Origin of the sequence: Natronobacterium gregoryi SP2 (assembly GCF_000230715.2) — an archaeon.
Lineage (GTDB): Archaea > Halobacteriota > Halobacteria > Halobacteriales > Natrialbaceae > Natronobacterium > Natronobacterium gregoryi.
This window is the reverse complement of the sequence record NC_019792.1, coordinates 2,683,187-2,702,024: the sequence shown is the minus strand read 5'-3', so window position 1 is coordinate 2,702,024 and position 18,838 is coordinate 2,683,187. Positions and strand designations below refer to the sequence as shown.

At 65.1% G+C, this 18,838-nt stretch carries 19 protein-coding genes and 1 pseudogene; 6 read left to right on the top strand and 14 right to left on the bottom strand.

Going from position 1 to position 18,838, the window contains the following annotated elements:
- The first annotated feature begins 330 nt into the window (after positions 1-330).
- From NATGR_RS13485 to NATGR_RS13465, 5 genes are all read left to right on the top strand, one after another.
- Positions 331-918: a biotin transporter BioY gene (locus NATGR_RS13485; RefSeq protein WP_005577360.1), complete on the top strand. Its 588-nt coding sequence runs from the start codon at positions 331-333 to the stop codon at positions 916-918.
- 28 nt (positions 919-946) lie between these two features.
- Positions 947-1,651, top strand: coding sequence for an energy-coupling factor ABC transporter ATP-binding protein (locus tag NATGR_RS13480; protein WP_005577362.1), 705 nt, complete (start codon positions 947-949; stop codon positions 1,649-1,651).
- A complete protein-coding gene (locus tag NATGR_RS13475; RefSeq protein WP_005577363.1) occupies positions 1,645-2,349 on the top strand; it encodes an energy-coupling factor transporter transmembrane component T family protein in 705 nt (234 codons plus the stop codon). Before NATGR_RS13480 ends, NATGR_RS13475 begins: the two co-directional genes overlap by 7 nt.
- Positions 2,350-2,454: 105 nt before the next feature.
- Positions 2,455-3,291: a ParA family protein gene (locus NATGR_RS13470; protein WP_005577366.1), complete on the top strand. Its 837-nt coding sequence runs from the start codon at positions 2,455-2,457 to the stop codon at positions 3,289-3,291.
- 61 nt (positions 3,292-3,352) lie between these two features.
- Entirely contained in the window at positions 3,353-3,712 is a 360-nt protein-coding gene (locus tag NATGR_RS13465; protein ID WP_005577368.1) for a hypothetical protein, read from the top strand.
- Here NATGR_RS13465 and yqeC read toward each other — a convergent pair whose 3' ends face one another.
- The 8 genes from yqeC to NATGR_RS13425 form a co-directional block, all read right to left on the bottom strand.
- Positions 3,713-4,441: a selenium cofactor biosynthesis protein YqeC gene (gene yqeC, locus NATGR_RS13460; protein WP_005577370.1), complete on the bottom strand. Its 729-nt coding sequence runs from the start codon at positions 4,439-4,441 to the stop codon at positions 3,713-3,715. It abuts the gene before it with no gap.
- Positions 4,442-5,107: 666 nt separating this feature from the next.
- Entirely contained in the window at positions 5,108-5,878 is a 771-nt protein-coding gene (locus NATGR_RS13455; RefSeq protein WP_005577371.1) for an adenosylcobinamide amidohydrolase, read from the bottom strand.
- Complete coding sequence (cobD, locus tag NATGR_RS13450; RefSeq protein ID WP_005577373.1) at positions 5,875-6,924, bottom strand: threonine-phosphate decarboxylase CobD; 1,050 nt, start codon at positions 6,922-6,924, stop codon at positions 5,875-5,877. Before cobD ends, NATGR_RS13455 begins: the two co-directional genes overlap by 4 nt.
- Positions 6,914-7,921, bottom strand: coding sequence for a nicotinate mononucleotide-dependent phosphoribosyltransferase CobT (gene cobT, locus NATGR_RS13445; protein WP_015233699.1), 1,008 nt, complete (start codon positions 7,919-7,921; stop codon positions 6,914-6,916). Before cobT ends, cobD begins: the two co-directional genes overlap by 11 nt.
- Positions 7,912-8,481 carry a GTP--adenosylcobinamide-phosphate guanylyl transferase gene (locus NATGR_RS13440; protein WP_005577376.1) on the bottom strand — a complete coding sequence of 190 codons (570 nt, stop codon included), beginning with the start codon at positions 8,479-8,481 and terminating at the stop codon, positions 7,912-7,914. The genes cobT and NATGR_RS13440 overlap by 10 nt, the downstream gene beginning before the upstream one ends.
- Positions 8,481-9,242, bottom strand: coding sequence for an adenosylcobinamide-GDP ribazoletransferase (gene cobS / locus NATGR_RS13435; RefSeq protein WP_005577378.1), 762 nt, complete (start codon positions 9,240-9,242; stop codon positions 8,481-8,483). The genes NATGR_RS13440 and cobS overlap by 1 nt, the downstream gene beginning before the upstream one ends.
- Complete coding sequence (cbiB, locus tag NATGR_RS13430) at positions 9,239-10,207, bottom strand: adenosylcobinamide-phosphate synthase CbiB (RefSeq protein WP_049887805.1); 969 nt, start codon at positions 10,205-10,207, stop codon at positions 9,239-9,241. Before cbiB ends, cobS begins: the two co-directional genes overlap by 4 nt.
- A 7-nt stretch (positions 10,208-10,214) precedes the next feature.
- A complete protein-coding gene (locus NATGR_RS13425; protein WP_005577382.1) occupies positions 10,215-10,856 on the bottom strand; it encodes an HAD family hydrolase in 642 nt (213 codons plus the stop codon).
- 669 nt (positions 10,857-11,525) lie between these two features.
- Between NATGR_RS13425 and NATGR_RS13415 the strand changes: the two genes are divergently transcribed.
- Entirely contained in the window at positions 11,526-12,350 is an 825-nt protein-coding gene (locus NATGR_RS13415; RefSeq protein ID WP_015233383.1) for an IS5-like element ISNagr1 family transposase, read from the top strand.
- A 5-nt stretch (positions 12,351-12,355) separates the two neighbouring features.
- Here NATGR_RS13415 and NATGR_RS13410 read toward each other — a convergent pair whose 3' ends face one another.
- The 6 genes and pseudogenes from NATGR_RS13410 to NATGR_RS13380 all read right to left on the bottom strand — a co-directional run bounded on the left by NATGR_RS13410 (position 12,356) and on the right by NATGR_RS13380 (position 18,816).
- Complete coding sequence (locus tag NATGR_RS13410) at positions 12,356-13,192, bottom strand: hypothetical protein (protein WP_005580556.1); 837 nt, start codon at positions 13,190-13,192, stop codon at positions 12,356-12,358.
- Between the two features lie 111 nt (positions 13,193-13,303).
- Positions 13,304-13,519, bottom strand: a complete 216-nt coding sequence (locus tag NATGR_RS13405) for a hypothetical protein (protein WP_015233697.1) — start codon at positions 13,517-13,519, stop codon at positions 13,304-13,306.
- Positions 13,520-13,591: 72 nt separating this feature from the next.
- Positions 13,592-14,797 (bottom strand): M24 family metallopeptidase, encoded by a 1,206-nt coding sequence (locus tag NATGR_RS13400; RefSeq protein ID WP_005580554.1) that lies wholly within the window; start codon positions 14,795-14,797, stop codon positions 13,592-13,594.
- Positions 14,798-14,899: 102 nt separating this feature from the next.
- Positions 14,900-15,511, bottom strand: a complete 612-nt coding sequence (locus tag NATGR_RS13395) for a translation initiation factor IF-2 subunit beta (RefSeq protein ID WP_005580552.1) — start codon at positions 15,509-15,511, stop codon at positions 14,900-14,902.
- Positions 15,512-15,656: 145 nt separating this feature from the next.
- Positions 15,657-16,042, bottom strand: a pseudogene (locus NATGR_RS13390) (DUF5789 family protein).
- Between the two features lie 647 nt (positions 16,043-16,689).
- Positions 16,690-18,816, bottom strand: coding sequence for a DHH family phosphoesterase (locus NATGR_RS13380; protein WP_005580547.1), 2,127 nt, complete (start codon positions 18,814-18,816; stop codon positions 16,690-16,692).
- Positions 18,817-18,838 lie beyond the last annotated feature (22 nt).

Below are 18,838 nucleotides of genomic sequence, written 5' to 3'. Positions count from 1 at the left end.
CTTCCCTGCTGCCCGTTCGATACCCTCGATGGCCGTTCCGCGTCCGATCGAAGCGCATTTTCTCGATACCCGAGCGAATCGGCGCATAAACGCGCCGGTCGTTTCGGTACGGAATCCGATGCAATATGCTATTACCGCGATCGAGTGATCGATTCCCTGGCCGGCGGGGACGCGCTCTGTAAGTCTCGAACGGCCGGATCGACGTTCACCGGCACCGACAGGAAGCGGCCTGTTTCTGGCGACGAGTGAGACCGAACGGTCGACGTTGCTCGAGCGAGATCGATCTCGGAAACCGAAGTTTTGAACTGGGTTTACGAGAGAGCGAGGTGCATGGAAACCGAACACGGGTCAGTACAACCGGTCGACGACGGCGTCGTCCGTCAGTTCGCACGGGCGGCGCTGTTCGCCGCGCTGATCGGTGCCGCAGCACAGATCACGATCCCGATCCCGTTCACGTCGATTCCGCTCACGTTACAGGTGTTGTTCGTCTTTCTGGCCGGTATCGTTCTCGGACCAGTCTGGGGTGGGCTCTCGATGGTACTCTATCTCGCGGCCGGAACGGTCGGCGCACCGATCTTCGCCGGAATGACCGGTGGCCCCGGCGTCCTGGTCGGCGAGACCGGCGGCTTCCTCCTGTCGTATCCGATCGCCGCGGCACTGATCGGCCTCCTCGTCCACCGTGGGACCGATCTCCGCGATCCGGCGACGGTCTCGGTCCCCGCGCTCGGCGCGGTTCTGGTCGCCGCCACAGCGATCATCTACGCTATGGGGGCGGGATACACTGCCTGGCTCTTCGAGTTGAGCATCCGCGAGGCAGTCGTCGCGAGCGCGCTGCCGTTTCTCCCTTTCGAACTCCTCAAGATGGCGGCCGCAATCGCGATCGTCAAGACCGGCCGGATCAGGCCAGCCGGCACGTGACGCCGCGTCTCGTTTCGGGGGTGAGACCGTGATCGAGTTTCGCTCGGTTACCTACGCCTTCGAGGATGTTCCCGTCCTCGAGGAACTCTCGCTTTCGATCGACGACGGCGAGTTCGTCCTCTTTGCGGGCGCGAACGGCAGCGGGAAGACCACCCTGTTGCGCCACTGCAACGGCTTGCTCTCTCCCGACTCGGGGACGGTCCGCGTCGACGGCACGCCTGTCGAGGAAAACGTCGTCGCAGCTCGTGCCAGCGTCGGCATGGTCTTCCAGCACCCACGCGACCAGTTCGTCGCCGCCACCATCGGTGCCGACGTTGCCTTCGGCCCCGAGAACCTCGGTCTCGAGCGCGGGGAGATCGACCGCCGGGTCGAGAACGCACTCGAGGGGGTCAACCTCACGGGCCGCGAGGACGAGCGAATCGACAGCCTCTCCGGTGGCGAACAGGCTCGCGTGGCCATCGCCGGCGCGCTGGCGATGGAGCCAACCCACCTCGTCCTCGACGAGCCGTTTACTGGCCTCGACGAACCCGCCCGGGAGTCGGTGCTCGAGCGACTCGAGGCGCTGTCGGCCGACGGAACCGGCATCTTGCTCGCGACGCACGACCTCCGGGACGTCTTCGGACTCGCGGACCGGGTGATCGCGATGGCAGACGGCGACGTCGTCGTCGACGCGCCGCCGGCACAAGCCGGAGAGCAGTTAGCGGGAGTCCCAGTTCGCGTCCCACAATGTTGAGTTACGAACCCGACGACACACTGGCCCACCGGCTCGATCCGCGATCGAAGCTCGCGGTCCAGATCGGCTTCACCGCGACGGCGCTGGCGCACACGAGCGTGCCGGCGTTGTTCGCGCTGTCGGCCGTGACTGCAGGCATGCTGGCGGTCGCGGGTGTGTCGCTCGTGCGGACGCTGTACGCCTACCAATTCGCGCTGGTGATCCTCGCGATGGCACCGCTCGTCGCGGGCGCGACGCTCGGGTCGCCGTGGTTCGACCTCTCCGATGGCCTGGCATCCGCTCGCGCGAGCTACCGCGTCTTGCTCATCCTGCTCGTCAGCGCGGCCTACGTTCGTTCGACCCCTGTTCGGGAGTCTCGTGGTGCGATCCAGCGGACGATCCCAGGGAAACCCGGCCAGCTACTGGGCATCGGAATCGCGCTCGTCTTCCGGTTTCTTCCCGTCTTGCAGGCAGACGTCCGCTCGATCCGGCAGGCGTCGGCCGCCCGTCTCGGGACCGAACGCGGTGTGGTCGATCGGGCGACTCATCTCGGCCTCTCGAGTCTCGACCGGACGTTCGATCGCGCGGATCGACTCTCGCTTGCTCTCCAGGCACGGTGTTTCGCCTGGAACCCGACGCTTCCACACCTCTCGTTCACGCGGTCCGACGTGCCCGTGCTAGGGCTTGCTCTCGTGCTTGCCGTGACTGCGGTTCTCTAGCGGGAAACGTCAGGTTGGCGATGAGATTTATGTTCTCTGCAGTGAGTGAGCTCTAACAGTGACAGTACTGGGGCTCGCAAGGGTGGGGTCGAACGTGGGAGTAGTATGAGGGGGATCACAGTTACACTGCAGAAAGGTGGCGTCGGGAAGACGACAGTTTCGATCAATCTGGCCGAACGGCTCGCAGCGCGAGGGCACGACGTCCTCTTAATCGACGTCGATCCACAGGGAAGCGCGACCGAAGGTGTCGGGCGTGGCGATACCTACACCGCCGACACGCATCTGGGACACGTACTCGATCCAGAGCGGCCGACGACGCCCGTCGATCTGGTCCGGTCTGCCGGTTCCGACGTCGAGTTCGACCTCGTCCCCTCACACGCGACGCTGGATCGGGTTGCAGCGGAGATCCGAGACACAGAGAACGGCGAGGCTCAACTCTACCGGAAGCTCGTTCGCCCGCTCGCCGACCGCTACGATTGGGTCGTCTTCGACTCGCCGCCGACGATCGGCCCGCTCTCGAACGCAGCCATCGTCGCGACTCGCCAAGCAGTCGTCCCACTCCAACTCTCGAAACCGAGCGCCGACGCGCTGACCCGGACCGTCACCAATCAACTGTTCGCGCTCAACGACCGACTCCCAGAACGGGAACCGATCGAAATTCTCGCACTCGTCCCCAACCGCGTCAGCGGCGACAACGAGGAAAAACGCGTCCTCCGAGCACTCGAGGACAGCCAGTTCGAGAGCTATCTCCCGCCGTTCGCTCGCTCCGATCTGCTCGAGGACGACGTCGCGCTCGGGCCCGGTATCCGGGAACGGGTAGCGTTTCGCCGAGCCTACCGTAGCGGCGTCCCGCTTGCGGCCTACGACCCAGACATCGACATGCTCGAGCGACTCGACGCGCTCGCGGAAACGGTCGAGGAGAAGAGCCGCCAGATCGCTTGATTTGGGCATAGATCTCCGCTGAGTAATCAGGATTATTAACTGTCAATCGCACAATTACAGTATGGATACCCTGAACGAACTGTCGCTCTGGTGTATAATCGCCACCGGCCTGCTGGCGTTTTACGTGCTGACGGGTCCAATCATGCTCGTTTTCGTGATCGCACTCGGAGCAGTCGCCCTCGTCGGCGTCACGCTCGTCTACTCCGTTCCTGCTGATCGGCGGATCGTCGTCGGGACGATCACCGGGGTCGGCGTTCTGACTGCAGGTGCGGTACTGCCGCTGGCAGTTCAGGAGATCGCACACCGCTGGGACCTGGGCAGTGAGATCGTCATCTCGCTAACCGCCGCCGGTGCGATCGGCACACTAGGTCTCTCGCTGGAGTCACTTCGGCGCGTTCTCCCGGAAAACGACCGCAACTGATCAGACGACGGCGACGATCGACTCCTCCTCGAGCAGCCGCGTCACGACCACTCTGGGAACGTCGCGTCGCTCGCGTATCTCGGTCGCGATCTCGCGGGCGGTCGCCTCGAGTTCCGGCGTATCCGCCATGTTGAGCAGCGGAACGACCGTCGCGCCGTCGGGAACGTCTTTGTACCCGCCCGCCTCACTCGTCAGGACCGTCGCGACGTCCGCCGGCGAGATTCGGTCGCCCACCTCGAGATCCGCGACCGCGGCGACCCGCTCGGGTCTGTGCACGTGTTCTTCCCCGAGTCGTTTCCCGACGATGCGGACGCTCGCGATTGGGACGACGATATCGGCACTCGAAGGGAGCTGTGGCTCGTTTTCCGCCGGTGCCTTGAGCCAACGAGTCCGTGCACCATCGGCTTTTACGAGTATCGGAACGCCACCGTGGCCTGTGAGTTCGTCTATCGTCGCCGGCTCGTAGCCGAGATACCGGTCGTCACCTTCGCGGGCAGGGACGAGCCCGAGCGGCCACGTCTCAGTCGACCGGACGACGTCGTCCGGTCGTTTCGTCACCGCAAGTTTGGCCATTCGGTCTGCGAACGGCGGGATACGTACCGTTGCGGTCACGATAGCCCGCTCGAGACGGTCCGCAAGCGCATACAACGTCGACTTCTTGCCGCCTGCACCGACGACGCAGGTCACGCCGCTGTCGGCCTCGAGGGCGTCGACCAGAGAGGTTGGCACGTCAGCTCACCTCGCGTCGACCGCGCCCGGCGTTGGTTGCTGTCGACTGACTACACCGGCTGCTGCCGCTTGGCTGCACGCTGACGGTCGTCTTCGATCGACTGTCGACCATTCGCGTTCGAAGACGTGCGCCGAACGGAAATATTGCGTTGTGCAGCCACCCGTCTCGAGGTCAAGTGGTTCGAGACGCCGAAGGCGTCTCGTCATCGGGCACCACCGACGGTTTCGCGGACCTCGCAAACTCTGGCGAGACTCCGTCCCGCTGACCTCGCAGGAGCGTCTCCCACTTGGCTCCGATTCACTCATCCGGTTTGCTGTCAGTTATTTCCGGCGCGACCGCAAGAGCGCGCGGTCGCGCCGGGACATCGGTACAGCAGTCCGTCTCAGTCACGGAAGGTCGACGTTCTTCTGAACGACCGCGAGGCCTCTAAGCGAGTGACTCGGGAGGCGTGTACTCGCCGCTCTCGTTCAGTGCTCCCGCCTGTACAGCCAGCTGACTGGTGGTTCATCCACCGCAAAACGTCTGCCCGCGATGACTATACCCACAGTATCGGTTGGCGACGTTCGTCGCCGTCGCAGACGCTTCGCGTTTGCTGCCCATCAGACGTAGTCTGATGACCGCGTCGGAATCCGCGCCCACCTCGTACTCACACGACGGACAACGCGTCAGCGTTCGTCCGGGACTTCCTCGAGCGACGGCTCGACGACGGCTGCCCGAACGTCGGTCGAGACGCCATACGAGGCGTCGTCTGCAGATTCTGGCAAAGACGACTCGTAGTCGGCATAATGTGCCCGCAGCGACGCCCGAACCGCCTCGCGGACGCAGGCTCGCGCCGCCGCCCCGACTTCGGTCGCGCTCCCGGAGAAGTCGACCGGCGTTCCCGAGGGGTCGTGGCCGGCGACGACGGCGTCCGTGGTCGTGCCTGGGAAGCCGGTCTCCGCGAGAAGCGTCGCTGCCTTCGTCTCCGCGGCTACCGCAATCAGATTCGCGAGCGCACCGGGAGCGAGCGACCGCGTCGTTCCGACGACGACGTTGACGGTCCCAGGTTCGGGACTCGAGGGCGTTTCGGGCAGGGAGACACCTTCGGCGTCGGGTTCGCCGTCGGGGTCAGCGGGCAACGCCGCGGGGTTCGAGATGCCGGCGGTCGCGTAGGCGCTAACCGGCCCACAGCGAGCGCCACGAGCGTCCTCGACATCGACACCCGTGAGCAAGACCGGGCGCTCTCCGTCCGCGACGAACTCCGCGCGCTCGAGTCGTTCGTCGACGTAACGCTCAAGGTCCGTCCGCTCCCAGTCGTCGGGCACCGAGACGTTGTACGCACAGTCGGCTCGTTCGCGGCCGCCGCCCCAGCCAGTCGAGAGCCACTCGGTTCCAGGGCGTGTAACCCGGAGGACACCGTCGCGACGGATCGCGTCGTACGGTGGCTCGTCGGTCATCTGTCCGTCGTTTCTCCGTTTACGGGAGCGTCGAGCGCAGCGAGCAGTCGCTCGTTCGACTCGCGGTCCTTGACAGCGACCCGGACGTGAGAGTCGAGCCCGCGGAAGGTCGTTGCGTCACGGACGGCGACGCCATCTTCGCGGGCCGACTCGAGGACCCCCGACACGGAACGGTCGCCAACGTCACACACCAGGTACGGTGCATCGGAGTGAGAGACATCGAACCGTCGCTCGAGGGCGCGACGCATTCGTTCCCGTTCGCTCGCGACGCGTTCCCGCGTCTCCCGAACGAACGCCTCCTGCCGCAGGCAGTACGTGCCGACCCGTGTGGCCGGCGTCCCGAGCGACCACGCACGGCGGGCCGTCTCGAGTGCGTCTCGGCGCTCACCGCTTGCGACGGCGAAGCCGGCCCGGAGTCCAGGCAGGCCGAACAGTTTCGTGAGCGAGCGGGCAACGATAACGTTCTCGTGATCGAAGGTCGCCGCCGACCGCAGGTCCGTGAACCCGAGAAACGCCTCGTCGACCAGCAGCGTCGTTCCAGCCTCGGCACAGCGGACTGCGAACGCCTCGAGCGCGTCGGGATCGGCTGCTGTGCCTGTCGGGTTGTTCGGCGTGCAGACGACCGCGAGGTCGACATCCGCGAGCAGGTCGACCCCGACCTCGAGCAGGTCGTCGTGACGGACGAACTGCGGCGTCGCGCCCTGTAGTCGAACCTCGCGGGCGTACTCGCCGAAACTCGGATACGGGACGAGCGCCGTCTCGTCTTCCTCGAGCGTGACCTCGATCGCGAGCCTGATAGCAGCCAGTCCGCCGGATGTCGGGATCACCCGGTCCGGCTCGCAGCCGACGAACTCGGCCGCGGCTGTCCGGAACTCGGGGTAGTCGTCGTCGGGGTAGCGTCGGGATTGCTCGAGTGCGCCTGTGTACACCTCCTCGACCCCGTCTGGCGTCTCGGGGTTCGTATTCGCCGAGAAGTCGAGGACGTCCCTGTCGGGTTCACCACCGTGGGGGACCCGTTCGCCTCGTCTGACTGCGTCAGGGAGCACCGTCTATCACTCCATCGTCGTCGATCCCGAGTCGCGCACACACCGTCTCGACCCGGTCTCTGACCTCGTCCATCCGGCCGTCGGGCACGAGCGAGAGCGCACCGCCCATCGCGACGCCTTCCTTGGCCTCGCCAGCACAGTACCGCTCCATCGCGCAGTGGTCGCGCCGATCAAAGCCAGGGTCGGTCACCGTCAGAGCGCAGTTCAGGTGTTCGCAGGTCTCTTCGAGGTCGTCCTGGCCGTCGGCGACGAACGACGTCGTCGCGATCGACAGCGGCGCGTCGATTCCGGCGTGACGGAGGACGGCAGCGACGGCGACCATCTGGGTGCCGCCAGCGAGCGTCACTTCGGCTCCCGACTCGAGCGCGCCCGCGGCGATGCCGGCGACGGTCGGCTGGACCGGATCGCCGGCGGCCTGGATCGCCGAAAGTGGTTCGTCCGCACAGTCGCCCTTCTCGAGGTCGCTCGCGGCGAGTGCCTCGTCGACGACCTGCTGTTTGCGCTCGATCGGGTTGTCCGGCAGCGAGGAGGAGACCCCTGCCGACTCGCCGAGTGCGGTCACCACCCCGAGTGCGGTCGTCGTCCCGCCGGGGACCGTCTCGCCGATCACGACCTCCTCGTCGGGCAGGCTCGCACCGAAGCCGTGTGCCCGATCGTAGATCGCCGCCGCGTCCGGGACGGCCTCGGCTTCGCGGATGTCGTTCCCGGGCTCGATCCCTAGATCGACGGTCGCCGCGTTCGTCGGCTGGGCGAGACCGGCGTCGACGACGACGAGATCGAACCCGACGACTTCGCGGACAGCCCGGGTAATCGCCGCCGGCGTCGGACAGCCCGTCGGACTGACGGGCGTGACGGGTGCAGCCGTCGGACGGCCGTACTCGAGTATCTCGACGTCGGCCGAGGGCGTATGCTCCATCAGGTCGGGCGCCGCGCCAGCGGCGCTAATCCCGTCGATCAGCGCCGTCTCGGTCGTTCCTGCGGGGAGGATCACTCGCATCCGTTCTCCTCCAGTTCCGTGGCAATCTGTGCGTCTTCGAGTCGATTCACGTTGACTGCGAGTCGCGAGTCGTAGCTGACGTACATGGTATCGTGTTCGGTGCCGACGACGTTGACCCCGGTCGGCGCGAGGTGGTCGGCCGGCTCGAGTCGCGAGTCGACGCTGACACCTAGCCGGCGCTTGAGCGTTACTGGGACACAGACCGTTCGGGAGCCGTCGTCATCGCCGTGGACCGCGAGTATTCGATCGACGACTGGTCCCTCGAGTAGCGGGAGATCGGCCGCGACAGTCAGTATCGGCGGCGAGACTGCCGACGAATCGAGGACCGCGAGCAGGTCGGCGACGTAGCCGTCGCCGGCGGTCTCGATCGTCTGGACGCGGCCGGTCTCCTCGAGGTGACTCCAGGTATCGGGTGCGTTCGGCGAGACTGCAGCGTAGATCGTCTCGATCGCGCTGCCGTCGAGTGCCGTCACGACCCGATCGACCATCGCGTCCCCTGCGATCGGGTAGCGTGGCTTCTCGCGGGTGCTCTCGAGACGCGTCCCCTCACCGCCACACATCACAACAGCGTCCACGCGATCACCCCCACGTGGATGCCCGCGACCCGACCGATCTCGTTTGCTGCACCGAAAATGTCGCCGTTGATCCCGCCGAGGTGGCGATTCGACCAGTACCAGGGGAGGACGATACCGGCGACGGCCCCGGGCAGGGCGACCGCGGCCGGACGTGGCCACGTGAGCCCCATCGCCGCGAGGACGACGACCGCAAGGGGGACGAACGCTCGAGGCGTCGACCGCTCCGTGAACTGTCGCCCCATCCCCTCGTAGCTTGCCGTCCCGAGACAGGCCATCGCGGCCATCCCGAGTTTCGTCCCGACTTCGGCCGCGACCGCGATTCCGACGGCCGCGAGTGCCGGAAGCCCGGCGAGGCCGAGTGCACCGAGCGCGAGGGCAGCAACGGTGACCGACACCGCGAGGACGGCCCCAACACCGGTCGTGGTGTCTTTTAACACTTCGCGGCGGCGCTCGCGGTCGCCGTGGACGACCAGCGCGTCACCCAGATCCGCGACCCCGTCGACGTGGTGGACGCCCATCACCCCGTAGACGGCGAGCAGGTATCCGAGTGCGACGGTCGGCGCAGCGAGCGTTTCGACCGCAAGCAATGGAACTGCCGCGAGCGAGCCAGCCACGAGGCCGACGACCGGGAACGCCGCCGGCGTCGTCCGAAACGCCTCCCAGTCGCCGTCGTGGTGGCCGACCGGCAGCCGCGTCAGGAAGCCAACTGCACCGCGGATCGCCCGGAGCCAGCGACCGACCGTCACGGTACCACCCCCGCAACAGCGGGCGTCTCGAGTCCTGCTGCGAGAACTGTCGTCGCGGTCGCGAGACCGACGGCCACGATTACGGCGACGGCCGCCGCTAGCCCGACGAGCGTGACTGCACGGTCGGCGTCCTCGACCGTCGGCAACTCGGCGTCGGGATTGAGGTCGTACGCGTCCGGCTTCTGCAGCCGGACTGAGAGGACGCAGGCCAGCGTCGCCATCGGCCAGCCGGAGTTCGGCGAGGCCGGAACTCGTGCCCACTCGCTGGCTCGCCGGAGTGCGAGCGGATCGCCGGCGGCGACGGCGATGGAGGCAGCCGTAATCCTGGCGGGCAGCCACATCACGAGGTCGTCGAGCCCGGCGCTCGCGGTGCCGATCGGTTTCGAGGGGTAGCCCAGCATCGAATCGAGCGTGTTGACGCCCTTGACCCACGCCGCAGCAGCCGCGGCAGCGGGCAACGACAGCGGCGCGAGCAGGGCGAACGGGAGCAGAGTCGCGACCAGCCCGTCCGCGAGGTTCTCCGCGGTGCTCTCGATCGCACCGCTTCGGAGTTCCGCAGGCGAGAGCGTCGACGCGTCCCGACCGACGAGGCCACGGATGCGTTCACGAGCCGTCTCGAGGTCGTCCGCCGTCGCGTCGACGACCGCCTCGGTCAACTCGAGCAGCGAGCGCAGACTCGTGGTCAGGAAGAGGACGAGCCCGGCGACGATTGCGGCCGCGACGGCGTGAACCTCGCCTGCAGCGAGGACCGGGACGGCGGCGGCCCCGGCAGGAACCAGCGGCGCGAGCAGAGCGATCATGACGCCAACCAGACGCTGACCAGTCTCGGAGTCCGTCCACTCCCGATCCAGCCAGCCGACGAACGTTCCGAACCAGGCGACCGGATGCACGGTAGTCCGTGGCTCGCCCACCAGCAGGTCGAGGCCGAACGCGAACCCGATCACCGCAGCCGTCGCCACCACCACTCCCGACTCACCTCTCCTCTCTTTTGCCCTCGAGCGCCTCTATTTCGGCCGGTACGTCTTCGAGGGGCGTCTCCTCGAGCAGGATCGCCCGCCCGCCGACCGCTTCGATTCCGCCGTCGGTCCGCGGGTCGTCGCCGACGTGGATCAGGTCTCCGGGTGAGACGCCGAGTTCGTCCGCAGTCTGTGTGAAAATATCGGGAGCCGGCTTGCGCCAGCCACAGCCGACGCTCGAGACGATGGCGTCGAAGTCTTCTCGCTCGAAATCGGACCTGACGAGCGTCCGACCCACGAGTTCGGGGACGCTACAGTTCGAACAGAGCGCGACGGGGCCGTACTCGCGGGCGGCCTCGAGTGCCTCTCGAGCGCCCGATCTGGTCTCGACGACGGGATCGAACGCGGCGACGACGGCCCGTCGAGAGACGTTTCCCGACGGATGGACGCCGCGGCTCGCGAGCGCGCGAGCGACGTGTGCGTGTAACGGCACCTCGGCACCCTCGGGCGCGTCGACGTGGGGCCCGCGGTAGGCGTCGCCCCAGTCGTCGGGCACCGAGACGTCACGGGCCTCGAGTTCCGCGGCGACGGCCGCAGCCGGATCGTCGGGCGTGTCGGCACAGACGAGGGTTCCAAAGAGGTCAAACGATACTGCCACGTCCGTGTAACTAGGACAAGCTGACTTTAGTTTCGCGGTTCGCGCGGCTCACTCGAGCGCCGGTTAGATCGAGCGTGAGTCCCCGCACACAGTGGCTCACCTCTCACCGATAGCGTGCCTAAAACGTACTTTCGTAGCGATCGTGTCACACAAGTTCTGGGTTGAACGCTCGAAAACAGCTGCATATCACACTCGAGCCAAGAGGTGCCACACTCGGTACAGGGATGGTTCTCGACGAGCGTGCTGGCTACAATATGCTGAAAACGTCCAGTATCCGGTCGATGTGCCCATCATATTTTCCTTCGGTCTCTTCCCCATCGTCGGGGGGTTTCGTGTTCTGTCTGTCGCCAGCCAGAGACAAACAGTAGATACAGTCCGTGGTGACCCTTCCGGTGACGTCAGTATCGATCTACGGGAGGTAGTGCTCCCGGTGGACAACCCAGGACTCGTCTTCCTCCTCGTCGATCGCAGTGACGACGATCTGATCGCCGTCCGTGTCGTACGGGACGTAAAGCGTGTTGCCGCCGTCCCAGGTGGCTGTAAACTCGTCGTCGTCCCGGTCGTAGGCACCCGTGGACGCTCCCTCGATAGGGCTCTGGTGAATCGCATGACTGCATAGACTTCGACCGTCAGAACTAGGGAGTTGAAGCGGGAAACGGCGGATGCTCTATGTCCAAAATTTCCCGCTTCACTGGGAAGGTCGTGACGTTGGCTAAAAGTGCTGTTGGTGGCCGAGGCGAATCCGCCGCCCCGCAGGGTGGCGGCGGATTCGCCGACTACGCCGTCGTTTCGCTGCACTGTCTGCGGATTTACTTGGAGAAATCCTACCGGGAAGCACTTGACCTGTTGAGCGAGATGCCACAAATACTGGCGGAGATCGGCCTTGAGGAGGCCGATCTCCCTGATCACTCTACGCTAGTGAAAGCATTTGATAGGATCAAGATGGCAGTCTGGCGAGTGCTGCTGCGCCTGTCGGCGCAGCTGCACGAGCCATCTGGCCATGCGGCGATGGATGCGACGTTTTTCGACCGCGAAAACGCGAGCAAACACTACTGCCGACGGACGAATTACCGCGTTCAGACGCTCAAAACAACGGCTCTGGTCGATACTGAGTCACAAGCTATCCTCGACGTTCACTGCACAACCAAGAAACGTCACGACACGCAGATCGGCTGGCAACTCGCCCGCCGCAACGCTGGCGAGTTGCACAGCCTCGCCGCCGACAAAGGCTACGACTGGCAACGGTTCCGTGATAAACTCCGGGAAGAGGACGTAAGACCGCTGATCAAGCATCGAGAGTTCCGTCCCATCGATCACGCGCATAACGCGCGGATCGATGGGACTCTCTACGGCCAGAGAGCGTTGTCTGAGACCGTCTTCTCGGTGATCAAGCGCACGCTCGGCGACGCCGTGCGTGCGCGAAGCTGGTATCGTGAGTTCCGTGAAATCGTCCTAATGTGTGCCGTATACAACATCAAGCGTACCGTCAACTAGCGAAATCAAGCGCCGTATGGCGATTCACCACGGCCCTCGATAGTGGTATCGATCTCGATCCGGTTGGCCTCGACGCCGCGTTCCTCCGTGATCTCGACGGCAGCCTGGGGAACGTCACTCGTCGGACTGTCGTACTCCCAGTCGATCTCGACGACCACGTCGTCGTCTTCGTCCTCGATCTGCTCGTCGAACGCCTCCTCGGGGTCGTCCGGCGTGTCGTCGATTTCCGCCGCGAACAGATATCGCCAGTCACCGTCCTCGGTGGCCAGCAGCCAGACCATGTCGTCCTCGGTCGGCTCCTCGGCGACAATCTCGACCGTCGCCACGTCTTCGCCCTCGAGTGTCTCGGCCAGTTCCTCCTCGTCGAACCAGAACGCTGCACCCTCTAGCTCGAATACGTCCTCGAGCGTGGCGTCGTCGTCGACCACTTCCATCTCGACCGCCTCGAGTGCTTCTTCGTCGCCGCCGCCGCGGAACTCCCATCCTTCTTCGACCCAGGCAGCGGGATCTACGGGATTGTCCGAGTGAGAGAGTTCGCTCATTCGCTCGAGGTCTTCGTCGACGGCCGCCTCCAGGTACGCGTAAACAGTGGCCAGCGGGTCGTCGTCCGGAGACGCGTCGTCTTCCTCGTCCGAATCCGCGTCGTCGGTCGGTTCCTCGGCTGCACCGTCGCCACTGTCGGCGGTATCGTCGCCGACAGAGAACCCGTCACCGAGACAGCCCGAAAGCGAGACGGCAGTGACGACTCCAGCCTGTAGTGTGTGACGTCGAGAAATCGTAGATTCCGCGCTAATCCCGTCGTTATCCTTCCGTCGAGAGCGACTATCTCTGTCGGAGACCATATCATCGATACGTAAACCCGTTGTTTGAACGTTTTGAAACGATAAAATCCATCGACAAGCGTCGACGAGACCGGTGTCAGTATACCGAACGAGCGGCGACGAGACGAGTCACTACTTTTTGCCCAACCAGCCTGCGTGTTCGGGGTTGCCGAGTATATCACTCCAATAGTAATAGAGTAAGACGACGATAGCCATCAGCGTCCCCCATCGAACACCGGTTGCGAGACGATCACCGGAGAGAACAGAGACGAGACCGATCGCTGTCGGAAGAATCACCAACAGTGCAACCGATTGCTTGAGAGCAAGTGCCGTCTCTGTTTCACTCACTGTCCGAAACGTTCGGTCGTGGCGTCTAATCCCTTTTTCGATCACAAACTGGTCGACCTCCGTCGATCGAGGTCACTCGAGCGACACGATATTCGACTCGAGGTCTCGCGGATAGTAGGTCAGCCACTCGATCCCGTCCTCGGTGACGGCGATCGTATCGGAGTGACGGTAGCCGTAGGTGTCGGTGTAGATGCCGGGTTCGATCGTCCAGACGTGGCCGGGCTGCATCACGGCGTCGTCCTCGTCGTAGTTCGTGTGTTCGCTCTCGCAGTGGTCTCCCCACCCCTCGTCGATGTACGGCGGTTCGTGGCCGCCCATGCCGATGTTGTGGCCGACGTGGTGCTGTGCGAGGTCCGCGACACCTTGCTCCTCGAAGTAGGCCTCGACGGCGCGGTCGACTGCCGCGATTGGGACGCCCGGGCCGAGTTCGTCGATCGCAATGTCCTGGGCCTCTGCCATGATCTCGAAGTAGTTGACCTGCTCGTCGTCGGGCTCACCGACGAACATCGTCCGCTCGAGTTCTGAGAAGTAGCCGTCGACGTTTGCGCTCGCGCCCGTGACGAGCACGTCGCCCGCCTCGAGTCGGCGATTCGCGGTGTGGCCGTGGGGAAGCCTAGTCTGTTCGCCCGTGATGTAGCCCGCGTGGACCGGCCCGTCGCCACGAGTGCGGGCGACATACTGGTCCCCGAGGGTATCGAGCATCGCCCGGGAGGCCTCGAGCGACGCCCGCTGGCTCACCGTCGCCGGGTGAGCGCCCGGCTCGGTGTACTCCGCGAGATAGCGATGACCGAGGTTCGCCCACTTGGCAGACTCACGGATCAACTCGAGTTCGGCCTCGGACTTCTCCCAGCGCAGTCGCGCGACCCAGCCCTGGCTCTCGAGGTCGACGAACTCCGACAGTACGGGGCCCTGGTAGCCCATCACGCCCGGCGCGCCGTCGGCATCGGCGGCGACGGCGTCGACACCGAGTTCCTCGAGCATCTCGACTGCGGTCTCGATCGATTTGCCGCCGGGATAGTCCCGGTAGTGATAGACGGCGTCGATCCGCGGGTTCGACTCGACACGTTCGACCTCGAGTCGGGGAACGGTGATCGCGACGCGTTCGTCCGTTACTGCGAGCACGACCGGCCGTTCGGTCTGGATGTGATCGAAGCCGGTGAGATACTCGATGCTCGTCGCGCCGAACCAGACGCCAGCGCCCGCGTCCGTCTCCGCGAGCCGACCGCGGACGGCCTCGAGACGGCGTTCGAACTCCTCGGCAGGAAGCTGTGTCGACATACGGCTAGTTCAGTCGGGATCGGAACAAAAACGTTCAGGAGGGGCCGAACGCTGCCGGTTCTGTGGTGATCGAAGCAGGGACATCGCGGGAACAGGAGCGGCTCAGTCGAGACGGGCGAACGCGAGGTTGCCCGAGATGTTCTTGATGTAGATGTCGACGACGTCACCTTCGGCTGCACCGGGGACGAAGATCGTGTACTCGCCTTTTTCCGCGACACCGTCACCCTTGCGGCCCGTGCCGGTGATCTCGACAGTGTAGGTCTTGCCCTCTTCGACGGCTTCCTGCTGTTGTTGCTGCTGGGTGCTCGTCGAGCGCTTGGTGACGGGACGGAACGCACCACAGGCGTCACAGCGAAGCATCGGCGTGCGATCCTCGCGGACGAGACGGGTGTCCGGCAAGCCACACTCCGTACAGAGGACGTACTCGTCGACGTAGGCGTCGACGGCAGCGTCGAAGTCCTGCTGAGAGAACGAGCCGTTGTACCGGGCACGACCGTCCTCAAGTTTACCACTAGTCCCCAGTTCACGCTGGATGAACCGGTGAACGTGTTCGGTCTCCCGGGAGAGCACGTCGGCGATATCGTCGACGTTCTTGAACCGGGTGAACGCACCGTCTTTCTGGGCTGTGGCATCCGGAATCTGTAACCGCTGTTCGTCGCCTCCGATGTCGGGAACGTCCTCCATCGCTCGGTCGAGACTCGATTCGTAATCCATACGCGAACGAAGGCGACGGGGACGTAAATCCGTTCTGCTATCTCGATCCGCCCGACAGAAACCGGTTCGGTCGTGGCTGCTACAGCGGTCTTTTGCAACGAAGCGTCCCTCGAGCGGCGACCCCGGGAACGCGACCGGCGGCGGGTTAGAGGGCGTCACTTCCGGTCTCGCCGAGCGAGCCGTCCTTCCGATCGTCCAATCGCTCGAGATCCCGCTCCAGATGCGCCTCGTGGTGACCCCCCGATTCGTCGGTTATTTCGCCGTAGACGGCCTCCCAAACCCCTCGAGGGAGTCGAACTCTTCGCCAACGAGCCGGACGAAGACGCTGCCCAGCGACTCCGTCTCGTTTTGCATGTCGAGCGACTCGTTTCCGTACTCGGCCGCGACCCCCTCACTGATGACTGGATACTCGAGTTCGCCGAAGTATCGTTCGATGTCTTCGAGGACCGACTCGGTCCGGTCGGCCCGGTCGGCGTTGCGCTGTTCGGCGCGGTCCTGTGTACGATCGCGGCTCCGGTCGTTGCCACTCATGCGTGACGGTTTCCGGACCCACAGCAAAAGCGACCGGTAGGCGTTTGCGTGTTCTCGCCCTCGGTTCCGGAACCGACGCCGACACTCGAGTTCCAGTTCATACGGATTGCTGGCACGATGTCTCGGTGTAGCCGCTTCGGGTCAGGGAACTGACGGTGGAGAGAGTGCGCCGGCACCGCCGTCCAGGAAGCCGTTCGAGTTACGGCCAGAGCGCAGTCCTGTAACCCGCCAGCTCCCATCACGCCGACCCGTCATACTAGTACCGTCCCAACCGTCGACTGACGGGTCGAATCGGGCCACACCGCCAGATTCGACCCATCAGTGCAGGCTTGGCCCGCCACTAGAGCCGAGTTGTGAGACGGACTGCTGTACCGATGTACCGGCTGCGGCCGCAGGCGGGCTCGCGGTCGCGCCGGACATGACCGACAGCAAACCGGATGAGACGGCGAGGAGTCCACGTCCACACGTTCCATGACTCGCTCGAACGGTCGTCACAGCTGCCGACCGTGTTGTGGTGGTCGGAGCGACTGCGAAACCAGGCGACGGTCACACAGAGGCCGACGGGCCACGCGGACTCTCGGCTCGACGGCGTCATCACTCGAGGACGTGGCGCGCGGAGAACGGGACGGTGCGCGTTGACTCCGTGCTTACGCGAGCGTCTCGTCGAGTGCCTCGAGGGCGGCCTCGCGGACGGCCGCCCGTTCCCCGGGGAGGAACTCGACGTAGCCGTCGTGGCCGCCGACGACGCGGACACCGGCGTCGGGAGCTGCTTCGGCGATCGCATCGCCGAGGTCGCGAACGTTCAGCGACTCGGTCGCTCGAACGTGCAGTTCGTCGTCGCCGACACCGAGGGTGACGAATGGGCCCTCGTCGTGTTGGCGACGGTGGAGTTCGTCGAGCAACAGCGTCGTCGTCGGGAAATTGTATCGGTGTGTAAACGCTGCAGTGTCGAGGACGGCGACGGTGATGCCGTCGACCTCCTCGATCTCTATGTTCTCCCGGGCGGTCTCGAGTTCCGTGTCGAGTTTCGCACGGAACTGTTCGGAGACGTGGGCGGCGAGGTCGCCGTCGCGTGCCTCTGGCGCGTCCGCATCGCCAAACAGCAGGTCAGAGACGAGTTCGCGCTTGTCTTTGTAGGACTGGTAGTAGGCCTCGAGTGCGACGGCCTCGCGGCGCTCTGCGATCGCGGTTTCGTCGTAGTTGGCCTCGGTCGCGAGCGCGAGATACGCCTCGGGGGTATCCTCCCAGTAGCTGATCGCGGGGAGGTGTTCGACCTCGTCGCGAACGTCGTCGTTGACGTGGGCGGCGACGTTGGCAGCGAGCGCCGTCGACGTGACGTCGGAGACATCTGCGCCGTCGAGTGACGGCGTGACGGCGACCTCGACGGCGTCGGTGATCGCTTCGTCGGCGTGGCTGTCGTCGACGACGACTGCGTTCGCGTCGTACAGCGAGAGCAGGTCGTAGCCGTCGATCGACTCGACCGTCGACCCGACATCGACGAGTACGACCAGCGGAAGCTGTTCGCCGTGTCGGTCACGAGCCTCGAGCATCGAGGTGACGTCGTCGGTCGCGGCGTCCATGTCGTAGACGTGGTCGTCCAGCGGCCGGCGCTCGAAGTAGTGGTACTCCGCGTCCTCGCGGGTGTGTTTCTCGCGGATCAGCGGGAGCACTGCGCGCTCGATGGCCGCGCCAGCGAGGTAGCCGTCGGCGGTCGCACCGTGGCGGACGACGATCGGTCGCGCCTCCATGACGGCACGGCGGATCGCGGTCGCGGCGTCTCCAACTCCGTCTTCGACGGCAGCGACGGCGTCGTGATCGGCGAGGAACTCGATCTCGGCCGGGGTCGCTTCTCGCTCGATCGCACTCTCGAGGCGCTCGGCGATGGTCTCTCTCTTTTCGCCTTCGAGGACCTCGAGCGTCTCTGTCTCGATCTGGAGTTCGCCGTGATGGCGTTCGACTTCGCCCTCGAGTGCGACGACAGCTTCGACTTCGACGCTTGGGTAAGCGCGGACGCCCGCCTCTTCGAAGGCAGCACACTCGACGGCACCGGTCTCGTCGCTTAGCTCGAAGACCGTCGGACCGCTCGTCTGGCGGACGCCAGTGATCTCGCCCTCGAGGCGGACGACGCTCCCGACCTGGGTGTCGATGGCGTCGACCGTCGTTCGTTTGAGCGCGGGTTCGTCCTCGGCGGTCGATTCGGTGTCGACTGCGTCGTCGGTCGTGGCCGTCGATCCGGTCGACTCGGCTGCGACGGTACTCGTCCCGCCGGAACTGCTCGCGGCGACGGTGTCGCCGCTGTTTGCAGCAGACGGCTCGCTGTCGGCGGATGCCGTCTGTCGGTCGTCGCCAGCGTTCGAATCGTCGCTTTCGGACTCGCTGTCGTCGTCTTCGAGTTCCTCCGGTCGAAGCTCGTCGTCTGCCGTCTCGATCAACTTGCCGCGGAACTCGCGTCCGCGCTGACGGATCGACCAGCCAAGGTCGACATTACCGTTGTCCCGAACGTCGAGCACCTGGACGAACACCTCGTCGCCGGGCTCCCAGTCGAGACTCTCGAGGCGTTGGTCGAGTTCGCTTCTGTGCAACAGGCCAGTGACGTGGTCGCCGACGTCGACGAACACGCCGAAGTCGGCATAGCCGTCGACGGTCCCCCGGTAGTACCGACCGGGAGAAAGCTGCGAAGGGGAGGTGCCTCGAAATTCGAAAGCGACGTCCTCCTCGTGACTCGCGCAGACTTCTCCGTCGACAACTGTGCCACAGATGATGCAGTTACCCATCTACTCGGGTGAAGCAGGTTCG

Coding starts and splice junctions, on each gene's coding strand:
- NATGR_RS13465 (WP_005577368.1), top strand. CDS start 3,353: ATGGATACCCTGAACGAACTGTCGCTCTGGTGTATAATCGCCACCGGC.
- NATGR_RS13485 (WP_005577360.1), top strand. CDS start 331: ATGGAAACCGAACACGGGTCAGTACAACCGGTCGACGACGGCGTCGTC.
- NATGR_RS13410 (WP_005580556.1), bottom strand. CDS start 13,192: ATGGTCTCCGACAGAGATAGTCGCTCTCGACGGAAGGATAACGACGGG.
- NATGR_RS13380 (WP_005580547.1), bottom strand. CDS start 18,816: ATGGGTAACTGCATCATCTGTGGCACAGTTGTCGACGGAGAAGTCTGC.
- NATGR_RS13400 (WP_005580554.1), bottom strand. CDS start 14,797: ATGTCGACACAGCTTCCTGCCGAGGAGTTCGAACGCCGTCTCGAGGCC.
- NATGR_RS13455 (WP_005577371.1), bottom strand. CDS start 5,878: ATGACCGACGAGCCACCGTACGACGCGATCCGTCGCGACGGTGTCCTC.
- NATGR_RS13440 (WP_005577376.1), bottom strand. CDS start 8,481: ATGTGTGGCGGTGAGGGGACGCGTCTCGAGAGCACCCGCGAGAAGCCA.
- NATGR_RS13470 (WP_005577366.1), top strand. CDS start 2,455: ATGAGGGGGATCACAGTTACACTGCAGAAAGGTGGCGTCGGGAAGACG.
- cobT (WP_015233699.1), bottom strand. CDS start 7,921: ATGCGAGTGATCCTCCCCGCAGGAACGACCGAGACGGCGCTGATCGAC.
- NATGR_RS13415 (WP_015233383.1), top strand. CDS start 11,526: ATGTCCAAAATTTCCCGCTTCACTGGGAAGGTCGTGACGTTGGCTAAA.
- NATGR_RS13395 (WP_005580552.1), bottom strand. CDS start 15,511: ATGGATTACGAATCGAGTCTCGACCGAGCGATGGAGGACGTTCCCGAC.
- NATGR_RS13475 (WP_005577363.1), top strand. CDS start 1,645: ATGTTGAGTTACGAACCCGACGACACACTGGCCCACCGGCTCGATCCG.